At 43.9% G+C, this 19,627-nt stretch carries 17 protein-coding genes; 3 read left to right on the top strand and 14 right to left on the bottom strand.

All coding sequences use genetic code 11. The features are described from left to right. Window position 1: 1 nt before the first annotated feature. Window positions 2-691 carry a transporter substrate-binding domain-containing protein gene (locus MHN31_RS06075; protein WP_164517592.1) on the bottom strand — a complete coding sequence of 230 codons (690 nt, stop codon included), beginning with the start codon at window positions 689-691 and terminating at the stop codon, window positions 2-4. A 560-nt stretch (window positions 692-1,251) separates the two neighbouring features. Here MHN31_RS06075 and MHN31_RS06070 point away from each other — a divergent pair. Further along, a complete protein-coding gene (locus tag MHN31_RS06070; protein ID WP_239443751.1) occupies window positions 1,252-3,390 on the top strand; it encodes a PKD domain-containing protein in 2,139 nt (712 codons plus the stop codon). A 192-nt stretch (window positions 3,391-3,582) separates the two neighbouring features. Here MHN31_RS06070 and MHN31_RS06065 read toward each other — a convergent pair whose 3' ends face one another. Further along, window positions 3,583-3,780 (bottom strand): hypothetical protein, encoded by a 198-nt coding sequence (locus tag MHN31_RS06065; protein ID WP_239443750.1) that lies wholly within the window; start codon window positions 3,778-3,780, stop codon window positions 3,583-3,585. A gap of 531 nt (window positions 3,781-4,311) precedes the next feature. Between MHN31_RS06065 and MHN31_RS06060 the strand changes: the two genes are divergently transcribed. Further along, window positions 4,312-4,458, top strand: a complete 147-nt coding sequence (locus tag MHN31_RS06060; RefSeq protein ID WP_239443749.1) for a hypothetical protein — start codon at window positions 4,312-4,314, stop codon at window positions 4,456-4,458. 83 nt (window positions 4,459-4,541) lie between these two features. Here the strand turns inward: MHN31_RS06060 and MHN31_RS06055 are convergent, their stop codons facing one another. The 8 genes from MHN31_RS06055 to MHN31_RS06020 form a co-directional block, all read right to left on the bottom strand. Beyond that, window positions 4,542-5,264, bottom strand: coding sequence for a PKD domain-containing protein (locus MHN31_RS06055; protein WP_239443748.1), 723 nt, complete (start codon window positions 5,262-5,264; stop codon window positions 4,542-4,544). A 244-nt stretch (window positions 5,265-5,508) separates the two neighbouring features. After that, a complete protein-coding gene (locus MHN31_RS06050; protein ID WP_138538383.1) occupies window positions 5,509-6,987 on the bottom strand; it encodes an internalin in 1,479 nt (492 codons plus the stop codon). A gap of 10 nt (window positions 6,988-6,997) precedes the next feature. Then, on the bottom strand, window positions 6,998-7,867 hold the full coding sequence (locus MHN31_RS06045; RefSeq protein ID WP_239443747.1) for a GEVED domain-containing protein: 870 nt from the start codon (window positions 7,865-7,867) through the stop codon (window positions 6,998-7,000). A gap of 9 nt (window positions 7,868-7,876) precedes the next feature. Continuing rightward, complete coding sequence (locus MHN31_RS06040; RefSeq protein ID WP_239443746.1) at window positions 7,877-9,124, bottom strand: hypothetical protein; 1,248 nt, start codon at window positions 9,122-9,124, stop codon at window positions 7,877-7,879. 53 nt (window positions 9,125-9,177) lie between these two features. Next, window positions 9,178-11,130 (bottom strand): Hint domain-containing protein, encoded by a 1,953-nt coding sequence (locus MHN31_RS06035; RefSeq protein WP_239443745.1) that lies wholly within the window; start codon window positions 11,128-11,130, stop codon window positions 9,178-9,180. A gap of 90 nt (window positions 11,131-11,220) precedes the next feature. Next, complete coding sequence (locus MHN31_RS06030; protein WP_239443744.1) at window positions 11,221-14,019, bottom strand: M4 family metallopeptidase; 2,799 nt, start codon at window positions 14,017-14,019, stop codon at window positions 11,221-11,223. A 568-nt stretch (window positions 14,020-14,587) separates the two neighbouring features. Continuing rightward, complete coding sequence (locus MHN31_RS06025) at window positions 14,588-15,091, bottom strand: DUF4240 domain-containing protein (protein WP_239443743.1); 504 nt, start codon at window positions 15,089-15,091, stop codon at window positions 14,588-14,590. A 126-nt stretch (window positions 15,092-15,217) separates the two neighbouring features. Then, on the bottom strand, window positions 15,218-15,427 hold the full coding sequence (locus MHN31_RS06020) for a cold-shock protein (RefSeq protein WP_010380108.1): 210 nt from the start codon (window positions 15,425-15,427) through the stop codon (window positions 15,218-15,220). 468 nt (window positions 15,428-15,895) lie between these two features. Here MHN31_RS06020 and MHN31_RS06015 point away from each other — a divergent pair, with 468 nt between their 5' ends. Further along, window positions 15,896-16,570, top strand: a complete 675-nt coding sequence (locus MHN31_RS06015) for a hypothetical protein (RefSeq protein ID WP_239443742.1) — start codon at window positions 15,896-15,898, stop codon at window positions 16,568-16,570. Between the two features lie 2 nt (window positions 16,571-16,572). Here MHN31_RS06015 and MHN31_RS24365 read toward each other — a convergent pair whose 3' ends face one another. From MHN31_RS24365 to MHN31_RS05995, 4 genes are all read right to left on the bottom strand, one after another. Then, window positions 16,573-17,808, bottom strand: coding sequence for a GAF domain-containing sensor histidine kinase (locus MHN31_RS24365; RefSeq protein WP_239443741.1), 1,236 nt, complete (start codon window positions 17,806-17,808; stop codon window positions 16,573-16,575). A gap of 79 nt (window positions 17,809-17,887) precedes the next feature. Further along, on the bottom strand, window positions 17,888-18,577 hold the full coding sequence (locus MHN31_RS06005) for a hypothetical protein (protein WP_138538487.1): 690 nt from the start codon (window positions 18,575-18,577) through the stop codon (window positions 17,888-17,890). A 19-nt stretch (window positions 18,578-18,596) separates the two neighbouring features. Then, complete coding sequence (locus tag MHN31_RS06000) at window positions 18,597-19,325, bottom strand: iron transporter (protein WP_239443740.1); 729 nt, start codon at window positions 19,323-19,325, stop codon at window positions 18,597-18,599. Beyond that, window positions 19,315-19,620: a cupredoxin domain-containing protein gene (locus MHN31_RS05995; RefSeq protein WP_228553412.1), complete on the bottom strand. Its 306-nt coding sequence runs from the start codon at window positions 19,618-19,620 to the stop codon at window positions 19,315-19,317. The genes MHN31_RS06000 and MHN31_RS05995 overlap by 11 nt, the downstream gene beginning before the upstream one ends. Window positions 19,621-19,627 lie beyond the last annotated feature (7 nt).

Here is a 19,627-nt window from a genome sequence, read left to right as displayed (position 1 = left end):
GCTACCGGCTATAACCTGCAATGATATTCGCCAGTATGCCATTGCGTTTTGCCAACGCGATGACCTGATTAATCTCTGCCAATAGACTGGCACACCAGGAGTGGCGAGATAATAATAAATGTACATCGAGCACGGCAACGGGGTGCGGCAGAGCAATAAACTCATCCTGCAAGCCACTTTTTTGCAAAAACAGCAAACCATCTTGATAATCCAGCACAAAGTAATCCGCAAGTCCTTCTATAAGTGGTCGCAGTACATTGACCTCAAAAGTGGCTTTATGCGCAGCGACACTAACGAAACTGGATTTGTTTTCGGCCACAAAACTATCAAATGCCTGGCCATAGCTACCTCCGAGCGGTTTTAGCCCCACACGCCCCTTCAGGTGCTCAAGCTTCTCAAACACAAATGGCCTGTCTTTATGTACAAACACCCTGATCTCATTACGGTAATAAGGTGCGCTGTACTGGAATAATGCACTGCGCTGCTCGGTTTTGTAGGCGCCAGAGACAACATCAAGCTGCCCCACTTCCACCATTTTTAGTACACGTTTCCAGGGTAAAGGCGGCGCGACCCATATTGGCAGATTTAACTGCTCGCCAATGTACTCGAGCAACTCAAACGAAACCCCCTCTGCTTGATCCGTTTGCTCATTGACATACCCAATAGGCCACCAACTTATCGGTCCACCCACCCTCAACTCCTGACAGCTCCCTGTCACGCTGGCACTCGCTGCAAACCCACATATTATTGGGGCCAAAAGTAAAATGACTCTGATATATTTCAGACAATAAGAAAAACGATTGAAACAGGCAGTCAAACGGCACCACTGTGGAAGGTGAACACATTCTAACCATAGACAGACAAAAGGTGATTATCCAGTATTGCGCTTAGTTCAAAAGCCTTGCGCATCATCATAGAGCTAAACGTGAGGAATAATCTGAGGACAGGCTCGATGGCCTTATTTCAGTTGCTCTATGCTACATTTTAGCCCGCAGATTTGGCACACCTATTTTGCTCGCTAAGGGGATTTCATTGCGCCAAAATAAATTTGTTTAATTGAAGAAAAATACCCTGCTCTTATTATTGTGATAAAGTCCTCTGCATTAAAACTGTAATGCCTACTAATACTTAGGGTTTACAATTAACTCGCGTCACAATGGTATATAGTATAAAAAGGTACTTCACATTCTAGTGGACAAGAGTGTAAAATAGTTCTTGCAATAATCTAAATAAGTTAAGGGAAAAAACTTTATGAATCTTAAGCTCCTACTCATTTCTGGGCTCGTGTTAATGAACACAGCCTGCTCCAGCGACGATAACACACCTGAACCTCAGCCAGATAATAACGCTGGTGAAGAACAAAACCCGACTACTGACAAAGATACTGATAAAGACACAGATCAGGATTCGGACAAAGATACGGATACAGATACTGACCCAGTGCCAGATCCAGAGCTACCGGCATTGATATTTGACTTCTCTTCACAAGGCAAATTCAGCAGTATTACTGCAGATGTAGGGTCTCCTGTAACTTTTCAGGGAACACTGAATCGAGATGATAGCGACATTACCAGTTGCCAATTAGACTTTAATGGCGATGGTATTTTCGACCATGACCTGACCTCTTGCAGTGAGTTTACTGTCAATAATACTTATGACACACCAGGAGTCTATGCTGTTACCGCGAAAGCAAACTTTGCAGATGGTACAGCAAGCTCTCAGATGCTTTTAGTTACGATCAACGGCAATATATCCTTAAGAGCACACGTGAGTGCGAACACGGCATCTTATGGTTACCTCGACACTGTGCAGGATATCAACAAAATTATCATCGATGATGGCGCAACATTGCGTTTTGATATTACAAGTCAATTTGAACTAGCTAGCATCCTTGTATCTTACAACGGAAAACAAGTCGAAGTAGATACCTCATCTAAGCGCTTCACCTTCCCTGCGTTCGAAATGCAAGAAGAGACTCACCTGCTGGCAACCATTAAAGATAAGAATGGCCAAACAGCATTGCTGTCTTTACCTATGTACCCAAATAATCGACCTGTTGTTGAAGAGTTTACAATTAATGGGCAAGATCTCATTGCTGCGGACAATTTCACCATTGATGCGCAGAGCACTTTAGCCTTTGCTGCTAAGTGCAGTGATGATAACGGAGACTGCCGTTTATCGCTGAAACTCGAAGACGAAATTGTTCACACCTCGGACACTAATTCGCTGCAATATACTAAAGTACCACCTGTTACCGCTACCAAAGCGCACATTCAGGCAGAAGATGAACTGGGTTCTACCTCACTGAGTACTGTCAACCTGCGATTGATCAATAAAAATGACGCCTGGGAAAAAGCAGCAGACTTCGACGCCAGCTCAGTACACTCAATGGATGGCAACTACATTTACTACTACAGACAAACGGAAGATTCACGTTTTATCTCACAGTTTAGTATTAGTGAAGCGCATTCGATTGATCTACTCAACGTTCCTCAAGGCTTTGAAGTGGACAGCACCATTGTTCGTAAAGACAATATGCTCTACTTCAGTATCTCTAATCAAACAGAGAAACAGTATACGACATATAAGGTAGATACGGCTGACTTAAGCGCAAACATCATCGCCAACTACTTCTTGACTTCTGCGTCTGACAACTACTTATTGCTCAGAACATCTCACGAGCAAAAAGAGAATGCACTGCCTTATCTGTATAGTATTTCCGATGACGAACTTACCGCGTTAACTTGGCCTGACTACACCTACTGGTGTGATGCTTATAGCGATGGCTTTTTCGTGAATAATGCAGGTACGGTTTACTATCAAAATAGCTGTCAACAATATGATGGAGCGCAAGTACGTCACTTTGAAAGCTTCAAATTTAAAGCCATTGGTGGTGAGTGGACTGATGTAGCACTTGACCTGTCTGGCGCACGTCGAATCGAGTTTATGGATGGCTACTATGTGGTCCTCACGTCTCCATTCGACCAATTTAACACTGACCCGAATTACAGCTTGTACTTCTTTGATTCCGAGTCTCATACACAACTGGCTGTTAGTAGCTATAACACCGGTAGTACTGACCTGAGCCACTATCACTCGCCTAATCGTCAATGGTTTACTTTTGAACATGATGATAAAGTTTGGCGCTTCTCGAAGAGTAATGGCTTAGAGCAAGTATCGCTTCTCAACGAACCGGCCGCTCCGCTTGCAGCAGCAGACAATGGTGAGGTCGTTCTAAAATATAAAGCGCAAGAGAGCGATGGCTCATCCAGTTACTTTATTGTAAAAGACAACCAGAATCAGGTGTTCTCTGAAAATCTCGGCACGCCACACAGCGTAGAAAATACCTGGCTGTGGATAACCGACAGTGCTATCTATACCAATAAATAGCCATAATTAGTACATACTAATTAGAATTAAGCGCGGCAGCTATCCTTTATAAGATCGCTGCCGCGCTTCATTTTCAATCATTCGAATAACGCTCAAACGGTTGCACATCAGGTAAAACATTGGCCAATTTATAATTGTTGCTTGACGTTAGGCACCAGCTCCACAGCAGACTGTTTAAGCCTCCAAGACACCTCATTGATAATGATAACGCTTCATCACATTTTCAACACTCAGGCTGCCACTTTTCACCGCATTGAAATCCCGTTCAGTAATTTGTTGAACGGTGGGGCGAGAGCCCTGTGCACCACTGTCATAACTGACAAAAAACTTGCCATTTTCACGGACAACCATACAACTAACGCCTCTTATCTCTTCATAATCTAGTGCCATAATTTTTGCTCCAAAAACAAGTTCGTGAACTTTTAGCCTGAGCGAATTAAGCGCGCCTCGTGAAAGCCAATAACAGTCAGCTTACCTATATCACTGCGTCGAAGCCACTTTTTAAGGCCTGCGCAGAAGCGCACAATTCCACAAAAAATAAGAAATGAAACTATTATCCCGACGTTCATTTTAACCCTTGCGTAACAACTAGCAAAAATAAATTAACCATAAAAGGTACAAGAGCGGGAATTTTACGGCAAGCATACAAATGCTTCAACCAGAGGATAAGCAGGTTGTATTTTACTGGGATATTTAGATTAAAAAAGAAACCTAAAAGCCATGACCTTATGTGAGTTTTTTATTTCAAAGGCCAAATAATACCCATCTGACACGGCATCATCCTAGTTAGCCTTGTAAAAATACAATCTCTTTTGCCAATAAGTAGGCTGTACTCGCTAAAATAAAAATTCAAACAGTCGCAAAATTAACAAATAAGCATTTCTATGCACGCAGAGTAAAAAGAAATAGGACTGCTCTACAATGCCAGTTTTAACTACGCAAGGAAAAAGACATTTGTGTGTTGCCAGCGTCGCGACCGACTCATTCGACAGTAAACGTACCGATAACCACTCAGATCAGCAAAGTAATACTATGCTGCTTATCGAAGCGTATAGAAGTTCAAGATGACAAAGTAACTTAAGTGAATAATGAAGGGAAAGTCGCTAGCTGCCAAAGTGTTGGCAGCTAAACGAGTTGGCAGGACTGTTTAACTAAAGACGCCTGCGTATAATACTGGCACCTGCGAGGAGTAACATCAGGAAATGAAGACTACCGCCAGAGCCCCCGTCACCAGACTTTCCAGTGTCAGGCGTTTTATTGTCACTGCCATCATCTTTTCCTGGTGTCTGGCCATTGTCATTATCGCTTCCACCGCCTGAGTTATCGCCATCAGGGTTTTTGTCACTCCCATCGGAGCCATCACCATCTTCTCCATCAGGTTTTTCACTTTCAGACTGTTCAACAGATAGCTGTGTGCTTGCACTCGACACGACAGTTTGCTTCCACATTGCATCAACCGACAACTCGACGGTACCTGACTCAGCAAACTGAGTAGTTAACTTGCCCGTTTGTGAACCCGAAGCGATGGGCTCGCCCGCAACAAACCACTGAAAATTTAAATCAAGCGGCTCACTAGACGTCAAGTTTGCCAGAAACTCGACATTTGTGCCCTGCACGACTTGCTCTGGCTGCACGATCACCAACCCGGATATTTTTGGCGTGATAAGATCAACCAGTTTCTGTGAGGACTCCAATAATTTGCCACCCTGATACACCTCTCGGGTCACAGTATAAATCCCCGGTTGTTCGTACTGATGCTCAGGCTCAGCATCATGAGATACAGCACCGTCACCAAACCGCCAAAAGTACTGCGCGTCACTTGCCAATACAGTGCACGTCAAAAAACATAAAAGACCGCTCATTACTTTGTACATAGTCACTCCTTGATAGTGAAATTGAAGCATTCACAACACCAAAACCGTGTTCATTTCCCAGCTAACGCCAGACTCACTTTAACATAAAAATTACAAAAAAATCGATATACGCGCCAATGTAAACGAATATAAACCTGAATCTAATCAGTCCACATTGGTTGTTATTTCACCATCAAAGGTGCCATAATCTTTGACGAAGTTAAGCTTTAAAGCGTGTGCCTGCTAACAGACACACACGATATTTCTATTGCTGAAAAGCCATACCATAAGTGCTTAATGCCCCCTCACACAATCGCCAGTTCAAAATCCCACGTGCAGGTGCAGCTGAATCAATGAAAGTAGGTGCCCATCGCAAATTACGAAACAGAACACTGTGCGCTTGTGACACAGCACCAGAACGAACAGCCTCTTGCCTCGCCAGCTCACATTGTTTCCAATCCTGAGCATCGCTGGTAGGCAACTGCAAATCAGTTATATCGTAGCTCGCTGGGCAAGATTTCCCGCGCTGCACACAGGCATTTTTCATTTCCTGAACTTTATTTTCGCAAGCATATCCAAAGGGGTTATCACGACAAAACCGGGCTGCGGTGAAGGAAAACCACGCATTGTCATAGGCAAGACTCTTGATGCGCTCTACAGCCAGGCGCTGTGTTTCAGGCAAATAGGCATAATAGCTGTTGAGCAAACTGGCAGCTCGTTGCTCATCCAAAATAGCCTGTTTGAAGTCATCTTCCAGTTCGCTGATCAACCACTTGGTTGCATTTCTCACTATCTGATATTCTGGTACCAGCGCGCGTAATGGCAATGAGGATTTGTCGTATCGAGTTGTGTAGTAACGCACCACATTGTAATCACTGAGTGACGTTAATTGACCATTAAATCCCGTTTTCGCATATTTAACTGCCTCATAAAACATATCAAAGCAGGGCTGTGGGTTATCCAAAGAGCAGGTAATGATATTATTGGGTATGACACTCAGCAACTGTTTGGGATCACCTCCTTGCTGAACCGCCCTCACCGTTATTTTGACCGACGATTTTTTATCGTGCTGCAAGTAATTAAGTTGCCCGCCGACATTAAATGCGCCCCCGTATAAGTCAACATCCAGATACCCTCCAATATCTGACTTATCTTTATTACTCCCATAGTCAATCTTTAAATTGACCAGGACATTTGCACCATACTCAATACCAGTCACAAACTCATCACCAACCAAGTCTTGTAACTGAGTCTGATGATTGTGCGCTATTTTTTCTCCAACCTGTGAGAGGGTATATCCTGTGTTTTGATTCACAGGCAAAAACACACGCTTTTTCGGGGTGCTGGAAGCACTGAATGTGTAGGAGCTTGAATACGTGCTGGATGCCATTTCTTTTGCCAACGAGGCCCCGGCAGATACACGCACCACAGGGAAATTCACATCAGTATCAACACTGCCATTAAGCATAGTCAGCATATCGTCGTAACTCATGTCGATACCGGTTTTAAATTGCAGCTCGGTATTACCAAAGCTCTCGTCAACAACACCACTGACAGCTTGTACATTCAAAAAGCGCTTTTTTTGGCTATCATAAGCCGTGCCTACTTCTATATGATCATTGATCAGCCCTGAAATGACAGAGCCTGTAAGACTGTTATGGGTCATCTGAGTATCAGTGCTGTATGTACAAACACTTACAACCGCCAACTTTATCGTCAGTAATGCAGAGTAAATAGGTTTCATATCATCTTCCTTAACGAACCGTTACCAGATAATCTTCGACTTCACCATAATGAATTCGAGTACACGCGTTATCCGAGCCTCCGCCAGCATCGGTTGCAATACGCATCAACGTCAAACCTTCAGGCACTGTTGTGGGCACATCCAGCAAAAACTTGAAAACGCCTGATGATGCCGAACGGTACACCATTTCAGATTGCTCAAACTGACCATTGTGATTCCAATCTAGCCATACCCGAACAGCTACATAAGAAGGAAACTCCGGCTGTTTGTTTCCCGGCTTAATGGTCACTTTCGCCGCCTGATTTGCTCTGAGTACAATCACTTTTCCCGAAACCAGGCTATGTTCATGTTTCTCAGACTGGTGAATAAAATCATCCACTGTTACTTCAGAGATCCACTCCCATTCGTGATCATAGCTGCGATTATCACAGTATGATCTCGGCAAAACTGTCGTTTTAAGGGCAACCGGCTCATATTCTGGGGGCAAGATAGAGCACGCTTCGCCCGCGCTGGTACCTGCATACCATTGATAAGGATTGGTAAAATCAACGTTTGCAAAGGTCAGGTACTGAGCTTTCCGCGCGGCTAGCGCAGCGTCAGAGAGCCATAACTCTCTAAGCTGACGAAGTTTTTCCTCTTTACCGACAATATCGGTCGTGCCATGCATTCGCTCCCACAGCTCAACCAATAATCCATCGTAACACTTACTCAACCAGGCAAACCGGCCTTGAGCCTGCTCTACCGTAAGTAAGTCACCCAGCTCGCTAAACCTGGCTTGCTGGTGTGTATTTGTATTTTGCTCTGATGCTAACGCCAGAACTGGCAGACCTAAAGACACAAGCAATACGAACAAAACCAATAAAAATCTGAGTATATTCATGGGATATCCTTATCTTAATACGTCACTGATGGCGCTATAATCACGCAAATAAACCAGATTATCGGCCTCGTAATCAATGCAGTGATTGCCTTCAGGGTTACGCTCACAGTAGTCCACCAAATCGGCAAATAGGTTGGCGTTAGCACGACTCTTAGTCTCAATATCCTGCAGCTGCTCAAGTTGTTGCGCAGAAAACTGTGCTGCGTAATAACGTTGCAGATTTTTTGCACGCCGATAAACCAATCGCTCATCTATCCAGCGTGCCGTCAGCTCCTTGACGATTAATCGCGTCAGGTAATTACCGGGTGTGTAACCGTTATCAGGAATAAGCAGTTGAAGATCTGCACCAGAATCCAGATAACTGGCTGTATATACGTCAGTAATATTGTAATCATCCAATGAATTAAATTGATTGATGTAGTCCGTTTTCAGATAATGTATCGCCGCTTCAAACAAGTTAAAGCAGGGTTCAGGGTTGAACAATGTGCAGTGCATAATACCGTTAGGTATGACTTGTAGCAGCCTGTTGGGATCTCCCCCACTTTGGATACCACTTATAGTGATCTTAACTGATTTTCTCTTATCTTCAGCTATTTTCTGAAGTTCACCGTCAACTTTCACTGTGCCTATCCAGTCAACACTCAGGTAGCCCCCAATGGTGCGTTTGTCTGTTTCATTTCGGTACTCAATTTTCATATTAATGACGACATTTGAGCCATACGCAAAACCATGCACAAACCCATCACCCAGGTTACTTGCCTTGTTCCCGGGATATGCCTTCGCCAATTCCTTTGCGGCTAGTGTCGGCTGGTAGCCCGAATCATTGTTGGGAATCAACATGCTCGATTTAGGTTTAATTGAAGAATAGACAGTGTAAGTACCCGTATACCTGTCAGCACTGATGCCTTTGGCATAGTTTGCACCAGCATCCGCTCGTACCGCAGGCAATTCGAAGCCAGCATCAACCTTACCATCAACAAGCTTGAGAGCTTGCTGATAGCTCAAGTCAACACCTACTCTGAAATCTATATGCGTATTACCCAGATGCTCAACTCGTCTGCCAAGCACAGATTGCAGCCCTAAAAATCGCTTACCTTTGCTCTGATAAGCCGTTCCCAGCGGCACTAGGTCGTTACTCTGATCAATGTTTGTTCGTTTCTCTACTTCATGGACAGCTATATCGAGAGCGTGTGCCTTTATCAATAACAGGGCGACCCCAAATAACAACATAATCGAAACCACATTACGTATTTTCATAATCATATCTCCATGAAAGGCCCTGATGGGCCTTAGTATTTGTCAATCCATGACTACTGCTTCAGACTGTTCAGATAGTCCTGATGCCAGGCCTGAGGCAAACGATTAAGCACATCTTCAGTTGTTTCGATCTCATTGCTAAACTCATGCTCACTTTGCATTGCCAAATCACCCACTTGCAGGCCATTTGCAAACATGCTGAAGGACTCATCTGGCTGATAATCCGGATCATCATTACCGCGACCCAGACGAAGGTTATATACCTTATCGGTAAACTCGACCTCCTCTATGTGAGTGATCATCTCTAGCCCATTTTCAGTTAAGATCTGCGTACCCTTTTCAACCTTACTCGCCCAGACAGCTTTACCAGATTGCATCACAACAGGGTGAGACTCAGTCAATAACAGTGTTTTACCTGACTTAGTTCTCAGCTGAACCATAGGGATGGTTTCAACACCAACAGAAATATCCTCAATTGTCAGAGCTAGATGGTTAGCAGGTGAAAACTCACTGGCACCCAACACCTGGTCTCCCACTTCAAGCTGTTCTATTGGAAGCTGCTTACCATTTGGTAAGGTGATCAAAGTGCCTTCGGCCAGGCAACTATATACAATTTGCATCTGGGGATGACCTATATCCTGCCAACCACTATCCATATCTGAGGAGCCAATAACAAAAGAAGCCGTTAGCGGCGGTCTCCCAGGGCGAATTACGTGATCAAGTGCAAAATGCATAATCCAGTGGGTATCCTGATATCTACCAAATAAGGTAGCATCTCCGAATACACCTTCATTTTGTGGGATATCCCAGGATATTTCAGTCATATCCATTACACCTGACTTCTCGTAGCTAAGTGTTAAATTCTTAGCAAAGAAGTTGCTGATACTCTGATAAGCAGAACCGTCTATAGATACAGCTCCTCCACCTTCTTTGGTCTGAATAAAGATATTAGTGCCATGATTCACAAAAATAGGTTTATCAATTTCAGGGCTCTCAACTAACGTGATTTTGCCGTTTTCTTCCTTTACCTCCAGGGTGGTAAAGTCAGGTAGGTAAATACGTGTAACTTTACCCATTACATCAAGCTTCCCCTTGAATGGCACCTTTAGTTTGGTTTGACTGGTAGGGGTTCCTGTTGGATAGATATTTTCATAATCACAATCCCCAAAATTCCGATTAAGACACATCACGATCCTGCCATCCGGCACGCCTGCACCTGCTTCAGAGCGATTATCAATAGGCATATCAATCTGTGTTCCGAATCCAACTCGACCAGTTAAAGGCAGTAATATAGTATCTGCCCCTGAGGATACAATCGATCTTGGCTGGGAAAAATAACCTAATTTAGCCAACAAGGTCTCTTTTGAATATTCCACCACAACGTTACGGTCTTCCATAACCTGTTTGTTGTTTGCATCCCTGTAAACTACGGTTATCCATCCATCAGCAAAGATACGTTCTGAAGCAGCAAGGTTAGAGAGAATATTTTGTACCTTAGCGTAGGAATACACCGATTTGCGCTTAGCTTCCTGCCCGTCACCAAAGTATTCATTGTATACTGGCATAGTTAACTGCTCGCCTTTTTCGTTGACCAGTTGCAGATCTATCAACGTATAATCGGTCGGCACCGTTTTACTATTTAATGCAGATAACACAACAAACTGTTCACCCGAAGATGCTTTAGTCGCAGACCCAATTCCCATATGTTTAAAAAACGAACACAGCTCAGGCCTGCCGCTTGTGCAGTTTTGTAATAAGCTGAACCCTAAAGTATCAGCACTTGATGCATCTTGTTCCAGCCTTTGCTCAATCAGAGAAAACAAATGAGGTCGATTTTTTTTACTCAAACCGTGCTGCGCTAGCCGCGCTTTCAAGCGATCATTTTTAATCTGAATGTCTTGTTGGTATACAACATTATTATCAGCTTCAATTAGACTTGCAAAAGCATCAGGCATGACGGATGCCGTCCCCAATGCAAATGCAATGGATAAATAGAGAGGTTTCATATTTTATTCCCTTAATATGGAGAGTGTTTTGAGCAAACGCTCAGGTCCCACCCGCGATATGCAAGTGCAACCCTACAGCAATTCCTTCAATTACGTTGGGTGGAGCACCATACAGGTTTGAGTCGTGATGCTTTTTGCTTGATAGGCAGATAAACCTAACGGTTCAATATATGTATAAATTCGTGAGCTCATTTCAGAAATCGCCTCAAAACAAGTCTGGGTGCCAAAAGAGTGCGAAATAGCGTTTGATAAAAGGCTGTGCTCCAAGCCATTTCCACATAAGGATTGTTCAAAATCTTCCGAAGATTGTATGTTACTTTGGACAAGACTGTTGATGAATTTCACTTTATTACCACTATGAATTTCGAAACCATAGTCAGTAGGCAGCATTTCGTCTGTGCCTGAAAAATTGACTTTGACATCTAAAACTTGGCCCTCACTAATACCTCCGCAGGAAAATAAGAAACTATATCTGCCACCAACAACCACACGCATCATTGTTTTGCCTGGCTGAAACCCCTCAGGTAGAGTAAAGGCAACCTGCCCCGAGTCCGTTACCACCTCTTTTCGATACACTTCTCGTTCTTCAAAAACACCATTACGGTTGGTATCTAGCATCACTATCGCTTGGTGTCCGACAGCATTTACGCCTAGTTCAATTATATTTTTTTTCTTCAAGTATAAGCTCAAGGGCTGGTCCAGAACCTCCTGATAGCTCTCCGGTAATAGCGAAAGACTTTGATGATTAATCAAAACCTTGTTCATCATGTCTAATCTTTCACCTCCAAACCACGGCGGACATATCACTCCCAGCGGACGTGAGTAATAATCACGGTAAGCAAGCAACTCCTTATTGTCTGTTTTCACTACTTTTAACTTAAAACGCGTAAGCAAATCGGGCTCAACATCATGTGCCCTTTGTAAAAACGGGTAAATCGCATCACTGGAATTACGCTCCCAGCGTTCGGTGCTTCCATTACCCCAATCAACAGCGATGCTTTCAATTTCATTAATGGGAAGAGTATCGATCTGGTAGCCAAATTCATCGTACTGAGGTACAGTCGTGACCGCCAAATTGGAAATTTCAGACGTCTGCGCCACCAGCCCTACCAAGTGCAACGCCTCATCGACGTTCTTCTGTGCTTCCTGTCTAGATTTGCTCACAACATCTGAATCTGCAACCAACATCAAGCAAACTGATGCATCATCCAAACTGGCGTGAGCTGGCAGACAAGATACATTAGCTTTCAGGTATAACTTAAATGCTTCTTCAATTGTCCAGCCGAAAGTTTTTACGAGCTCATAAAACACTTTTCTGAAAATACCGCCCAAGTCATAATGAGACATGTTTGCACGATACATTATCAGATGGTCGATACTACGACCATCCAGTGACGGAAGGGCAAAGTAACGCTGCCCTATGTCATGAGACTTAACATCCCAACCTAGCCACCACTTTTTATCGGTTTGCGGGTAACCCGTCCCATCAAGTACTTGCTTTAAAAATGGTTCCGATTGGCTAAAACTCCCCCCTACACTACGCTGCAAGTAGTCCAGCACAGCAAGGCCTGTAATATCAGAGAATGCTTCATTAAAAGCGCCAGATTCACCTTGACTATCCAACCGACTATTCCAATGTGTCACGGCATGCGCAGCCTCGTGCGCTATTACACTCAACGTAGTTAACGAATAATTTAAGTAGCTATCCCCATTACCAAAATTGGTATATGTACCATCCCAATAGGCTTGAGTCATGCCAAGTGAATTCTGGTGCACCCTTTGTTTCAAGGTTTGAAGACAGTAGCCATTCTCTACACAATGTACATTTTGTTCTGGAAATAACTCATTCAGCTGCTTATGAAAAAACTGCATTGTTAGCCCACCATAAAAGTGAGCTTCATTCTCAGGACTGTAACTAAACAAATGATAGTAAGCTTCATCAACTTTGGTACGCTCAAAGCTTTCAGGCTTACCGTTACAGTCAAATTCATAAGGTTCTGTTTGATGAATAAGGAAGTTAATAGTCTGCACATACGGGTTTTCCAAAAAACAACTTCCACCTTCTTTTCTCACCACAAAAGGATAACCGTCGAATTCCGCGAAGATGAGTGGGCTATCTGTATCACTTACATCATTAAACAACAGTTCAGTTGAAGCGCTGGTCGTTTCATCGTATTGATATCCAAGACAAGCCTCCATGGTCGCCGGTTGCGGTGAGTAACATATGGCACCCATTTTTTCATTGCCACCAATGCCACCAGCAGCCACATATCGGCCCTCATCAGAAAAATGATCAACCCCCTGCTCAGATTGAAGTATGCTAAGTGTATCAGCACTGATAGTGAGTCTATGTATGCCCTTTTTCGAAGTGGCCGTGACCTGAAACACACCAATCAAGCGGCCTTGCCAAACCATATAAGCTCGGCCGAAATCCTTAAATTGAGTCTCCGGGCTTATGTTTGGATCGGCAAGCAGTCGTTGCCTGATTTCCAACAGGGAACTATGAAAGTACTGACCATCCAGAGCCTTCTTTACCTCTTTCACCCTCAATGCAGCTCCAAGGCCCTGTAGGATCTGGCCCGCACTGTTCCTGACGAGTACAAATTGCCCATCGACCACTGGCTTATCTCGATAAAGAACCTGATAATGCTCGAACCGTTTGGCTGTTCCTATAGTTTTTACGTGCTGATAAGTAAGCCCTTTTTCGGCAGGTCCAGTCTTCAACGCCAAGGGTTCTACCCGGACTTGCGCCTGCAATACTTCCTCAATTTCCTGCCACAGATGCTGTTGATTTAGTAATGTGTGCTTGTCGACCCATTGTGTATCAGCGTAACTCAGACAACTGAAACAGCACAAAAAGGCCACCATGGGGACTTTGTTAATAGGCATTCACTCTCTCCCTGAATACACATAGTTTAAAAAATAGACTTTCCTTGTAAGTTTGTGACCCGGCTATAGCGCTAACACTATGAAGTAATTACTTCTTTTTATAGGGTGTTCAAACCTAACGTATTACGTCATAAAAGCGTAATTTACAAACACCGAAAATGAAACAAAAAACAAACAACCTGTTAAAATTTCATATTCGCGCTCGCACCTCAATCACGCTCAGACTAAACAGACAAGATCAAAACCTAGTTAGTTTGTATGCTGGTATTACACGAACAATCAGAAGATTGTTCCGTTATACAAAAATAAATGCGTCCTTTGATTGAAAAGTTAATTGATACTTCAGAAAGTTAAGCGGGCCCGAAGTTTTCATGGAAGGGAAACTATTTGCTTTTTTAGAACTTAAACACCAAACATAACCCTGCGTTTGGTGTACAAAAGTTAATGTGATCATACATTGAAGCGGCCATCATAGGCCAGGTACAGCAAGCTTTGCATCTGTACCGACGCTTTATCACTGGTACAGATATCAAAAACAACCAAAAAACCAAGTCTGAGCGGGGGCGCATTACCCCTGCCAGTACTTTGCAAACAATTGTGGATAGGTTTGCTTTAACACTTTGGGCTTGTTTTTAAACTGCTTGCCCTGTGGCGCATAGTTCACGGTGTTGTGATATGGCAATTCCTGCTCGGTTTTTTGCTCGTAGAGCAGTCCTGCTGTCAGATCTAACTCGTCGCAATACGGATAGGGCAAATTGTCGCGCAGGGGCATGTCATCAATGTTTGCCAGGCTATCTGGCTCGGCCAACACCTGGTCTACCCGCTCTTCGCCCTGAGTCAGTAACCAGTTACAAAAATCCAGAAAGTCATATTCACTATTACAACCGCACGTGACATAAGCTGCCCCCCAAATATCCCAGTGCCATAAACGTCTGAGCTGTTTACTGTAGTGGCTATCAAAATCGGCGACATCAGTATCAGAGAGCGTCTCGAGCCTGGCTTTTAATTGAGCCGCTTTATCTTTGGTTTGGTTATCGATGGCAATGAGCTGCCAGAATTGGGTCTGATCCATGGAATAAAACACATCAGGGAGTAATCATACGATTTTACCACAACCCGCCAGCTGAAGGGTATGATATGGCGGATTACAGGCACAAAAAAAGCAAGCCATAGCTTGCTTTTTCTTTTAAGCCATAAATTATAGCTTAACGATTTCTTCTGCCTGAGGGCCTTTTTGACCTTGAGTCAGTTTGAACTCAACGCGCTCGCCTTCAGCTAGTGTACGGAAGCCGTCACCTTTGATAGCACTGAAGTGTGCAAATACATCTGGGCCATTTTCCTGAGCGATGAAACCAAAGCCTTTTGATTCGTTAAACCACTTTACGGTACCTGTTAAAGTATTAGACATGATAGTAAATCCTGAATATTAAAATGATGCCAATCCTTAAAAGCTAACCTCTGCCCTGTTGCAAAGGATCCTTCTATACAAAAAACTGGCAAACCTATGCCCATGTGGGCGCATAGACCTAAATTTTGCCGGTGATAAAACTTCAGGACGGTACTACTACAAGCAAAAACTTATACAACAACGTAATGGAGATTTATAAACACTGACCCAAATTCTGTCTACGTTCATCTTATCGGGCTGCCCCTCTAAGTCAACTAATTTTTAATCATATTTATTAATTCTTAATGACACTAACAAGTCGCTTTCAAGGCAGAGAAGACAAGGGTGTACCTTTTTTATTTTAGCTAATTGGTGGGACTATGATCGAGGGCAAATTGTGGTTAATTTAACCTGATATAACACCTTTGGAGACTATGCTTTGCATCCAAACTGGGTATAATTCTGCGAAGTTCTCGCGAGGCGTTTTATATGCTCAAAAAAATTTTTAGCCTAATAGCCAAAGTTATCATCTTGTGTACTTTTAGTGCATCACTATTTGCCACACCATTAACAATCTCTTACCTTCAACATCCAAGTGTGCGCGATCAGGCCCTGCCTTTAATCCAGGCCGCTTACAACCAGGCAGGAATTAAGGCCAATTTTGTAGCCATGCCAGCACACCGCGTACTGCACGAAATTACAGCACAACACACCGATGGTGATGTGATCCTGGCACGAGAGATTTTTGCCCCTTTTAAAGATGTTATTGCTGTCGGGCCTGCTTTAACGGAAGTGGAATTTGTCCTCTTATGTGTTGAGAATGTACCGTGCGATAACTCAGTATTGGTGGCAACGCCCAGCACCATAGTCGCAACCGATCAGTCCAAACGTGTTTTGCTCAATAAATATCCGCACGCGAACAGAAACACCTTTTACCATATAAACAACCTGGCCAAATTGCCCGAGCTGCTGAACGTACATCGGTTTGACTATGCAATATTCGTAGTTTCTACTCAGTGGCCGCTCCCAGATTCACTGTCTCATTTACATGTGCACCACTTATTTCGCTCCAAAGCCTACCATGTGATGCACAAAAAGCATGCTGGGCTTGCTGCGCAACTTGCTCTGGCTATCTCAACAGTCAAAGCGCAAAAAGGGCTCTGATTCTAATCCTCTATGAGCTCTGATTGTGCATGGGTCACAGGAAAGCGCAACATGATACCTAACCCACTTTGATTGCAATTTACATAAACGGTCCCACCAAGATCATTCATAGCAATGCGTTTGACGTGAGCCAGACCCAGTCCTGAGCCAGCCACTTGCTTTTTGGTCGAATAAAAGGGGGCAAATATGTCTTCAGGATGAACCAACTCAACCCCAACCCCATTATCACTAAACCTGAGCTTAAGCTCAGCTTGTTTTACTTTTACAGCGATTGTAATCGTTGGCCGATCAACCCCTGAAAATGCATGTTCAATTGCGTTTGTAATGAGATGATTTAACGCCTCGATGAGACTGGCAGGCTTTAGATACAGGAGCACATCAGCGCTTTGCTCAACGTCAATATTCAGCACAACATTGTGCATCGCCAAAGAAGACTCCCAAACACTTTCCAGTGATTTAAATACATCGGTAATGCGGCATACCCTAGTTACACTATCATGCCCCTGAACAATTGACTGCTTAAGCCTGTCTATTTTGTCATCAATATGATGGAGATTACGTGATAATAAGTCAGCAGCCTGGTGAATGCATGTTGCCTGCTTTTGTACCTCAGGTAAAAGCACAGGGTTTTGTTGCAGTAAGCGGCTAAGCTGCTCTGCTGATTCACTCAACATGGATGCCGAAGTCACACTGACCCCCAGCGGCGTATTCAATTCATGGGCCAGCCCCATGGTCATTAGAGCTTGCTCTTTAAAAGCTTCTTTGTGATCATGTTCCTTTTGCTGTGACAACATTCTGAGTTGTAGCTCGAACAGGTGCTTAAGGGAACTCAGCATGGCTCTGGCCTTAGTGCCAAAAGTATTTTCTTTACTGTCCAGAACACAGACTGTGCCAAAGACAGAGTCATCAACATTTTTTATGGGTAAGCCAAGATAAGCAATCATGTTGAGCTTAATATCTGGGTTGTGGTCCCAGACAGGGTCTGCCAAAGCGTTGGGCACACAGAGTTCGCTTTCTGCCTTTATGACGGTTTCACAATATAACCCTGAGCGCTCCCAGCACTCACTGTCACCAATTTCGTACGGGTTTTCTTTATTGAGGCTTTTGTTGAACACGCTCAAATGCGGCCCGTTGAGCTTCATGATCAATGCCACCGGAACTTCCAATAGTTCGGCAACCCGGCTTAAAAGCTCGTTCCATTGCATCACCAGCTGATCTGATAAAGTATTGGTGTTCACTCGCTTGCTCCTCACAAGCCCTTTTCCTGGCAACATGCCTGTCAGACTTGCTCTTTGAGTATAGCCTGCTCACACCATTTTAAAATTCAAACTCTAATGCCAGCCTGAAGCTATGATCTTTGCTCACCTGACTCAATTCTGTGACAAAGCCAATTTCCCACTTGAGCTGTTTTTGACCCTGAAAACGGTGTAACCCAATCACAGCAGGCCCCACTCCCACAAAGTCTTCTCCGGTATAAACTTCAATTGCCGGCTGAAAAGCACTTATCCAACGATAGCGATATTGAGCACGGAACTCGGCCTCCCACCCATTACTGACCATACTACCCCACTCTCTGGCAATAAAAGCATTAAGTGTCAGACTGTTACGGCCAAACTCTTTCTCAAACAAAAGACCTACTGTCGCTTCATAAGCCGATTCTTTATGACGTTTTTCATATTCAAACAACAGCCCCCAATCAGCCCAGTATCGCCCTTGTTCAACAAGCTGCCAGCGTACCTCAGCTTCATATCCCGCCATATCGAAATTATCATCCGGATCTCGTTCACCAATTGCATAGCCTTCAACAGTCATGGTTTCCGTCAAACTCCAGCCTAATCCCAGGCGCTGCGCCAGTACATTCCCAGTATCATTTTGTCGGGATAATAAACGCCATTCGACTTCACGTTCCAGAGGCAGCACGTAAGGGTGATATACTTTATCAACGACCATATCGTCTGCCTTAACATGGCCTGACTTGACCACAAGCCCGGCAAGGCATCCAATCATAATGGCCTTTAGCATCATATTATGCTTCACTGCCCTGCCTCCAGTTATAAACAAACCAAAAAACTCCCGCTCCCGCTGCCAAAGCCAATATCGACCACAAACTTGGCGTGGCTTCATAGCCAAATAGTACTTTCAGGATCCGACCTCCAACACTGTATTCATCCACCCAAGTTCGCATATCCAACAACGCTGTATAAGCCGGGATGATATCGATCTGGGCAGCCAAATCACTGGCGAATACCAATTTACTGGCGCTGTGTAAGGCGACAAACACAGTCACCAGTAACAACATTTTTCGCGTCGCCCAGAGTAAAGAAAAATACAACAATACTGCGAAACTGGCGCATATACTGACCCCCAAAACAGTACCCAGCATTAACGCAAAGGCTTCATCCATCTGCCAGTAGCCATTAAAATAAGTCAGGAAGTTACTTAAGTATAAAGTGAGTGCAGCAGCCAGGCTCATCACCCTGGCGCAAGCAAGATCAAAGATATAATGGCCTGCTAAACCAACAAATAACGTTATCAGTATAAGAATCTGAATCAGCTCCAGCCCACGATAATCCCACCACACTGAAATATCTGCAGCCAGAATCAATAAGGCCATACAACCCAAGCCCCCTAGTAAGGTACCCAAAGCGCCTTGTTTTACCGATAAAACGTTTTTCCCGGTTGCACAAAGCAGTACGCAAACCACGGCTACAGGCAAACATTGGTTCAATGTGATCACCACAGAATTAAGGAGCATTGCTATCCTCCTTCGCGATAACTATGCCTCTCGCCGTATTAGGAGCAAATTCACCGAAGAAACTATACTCACCTGGTTCAAGCGGCCCGATGTAGATGACACTTTTTCTGCCTGGAAATAGTACTTTCTCCCGATTAAGATCAAAACTATCAAATTCCTCTGCTGCGGGGTCTTGATTCTCAATTACCAGGCGGATCTTTTTTCTTGCTGGTACAACAATTGATTGAGGGCTAAAGAGGTGGTTTTTAAGCACAATGCTACGAGTTTCCAATGCAAATGTTGGAGCACACACCATGCACAGT

Origin of the sequence: Pseudoalteromonas sp. McH1-42 (assembly GCF_022347845.1) — a bacterium.
Classification (GTDB): domain Bacteria; phylum Pseudomonadota; class Gammaproteobacteria; order Enterobacterales; family Alteromonadaceae; genus Pseudoalteromonas; species Pseudoalteromonas rubra_D.
The sequence above is the reverse complement of the archived record's forward strand: the minus strand, read 5'-3'. Positions and strand labels throughout refer to the sequence as shown.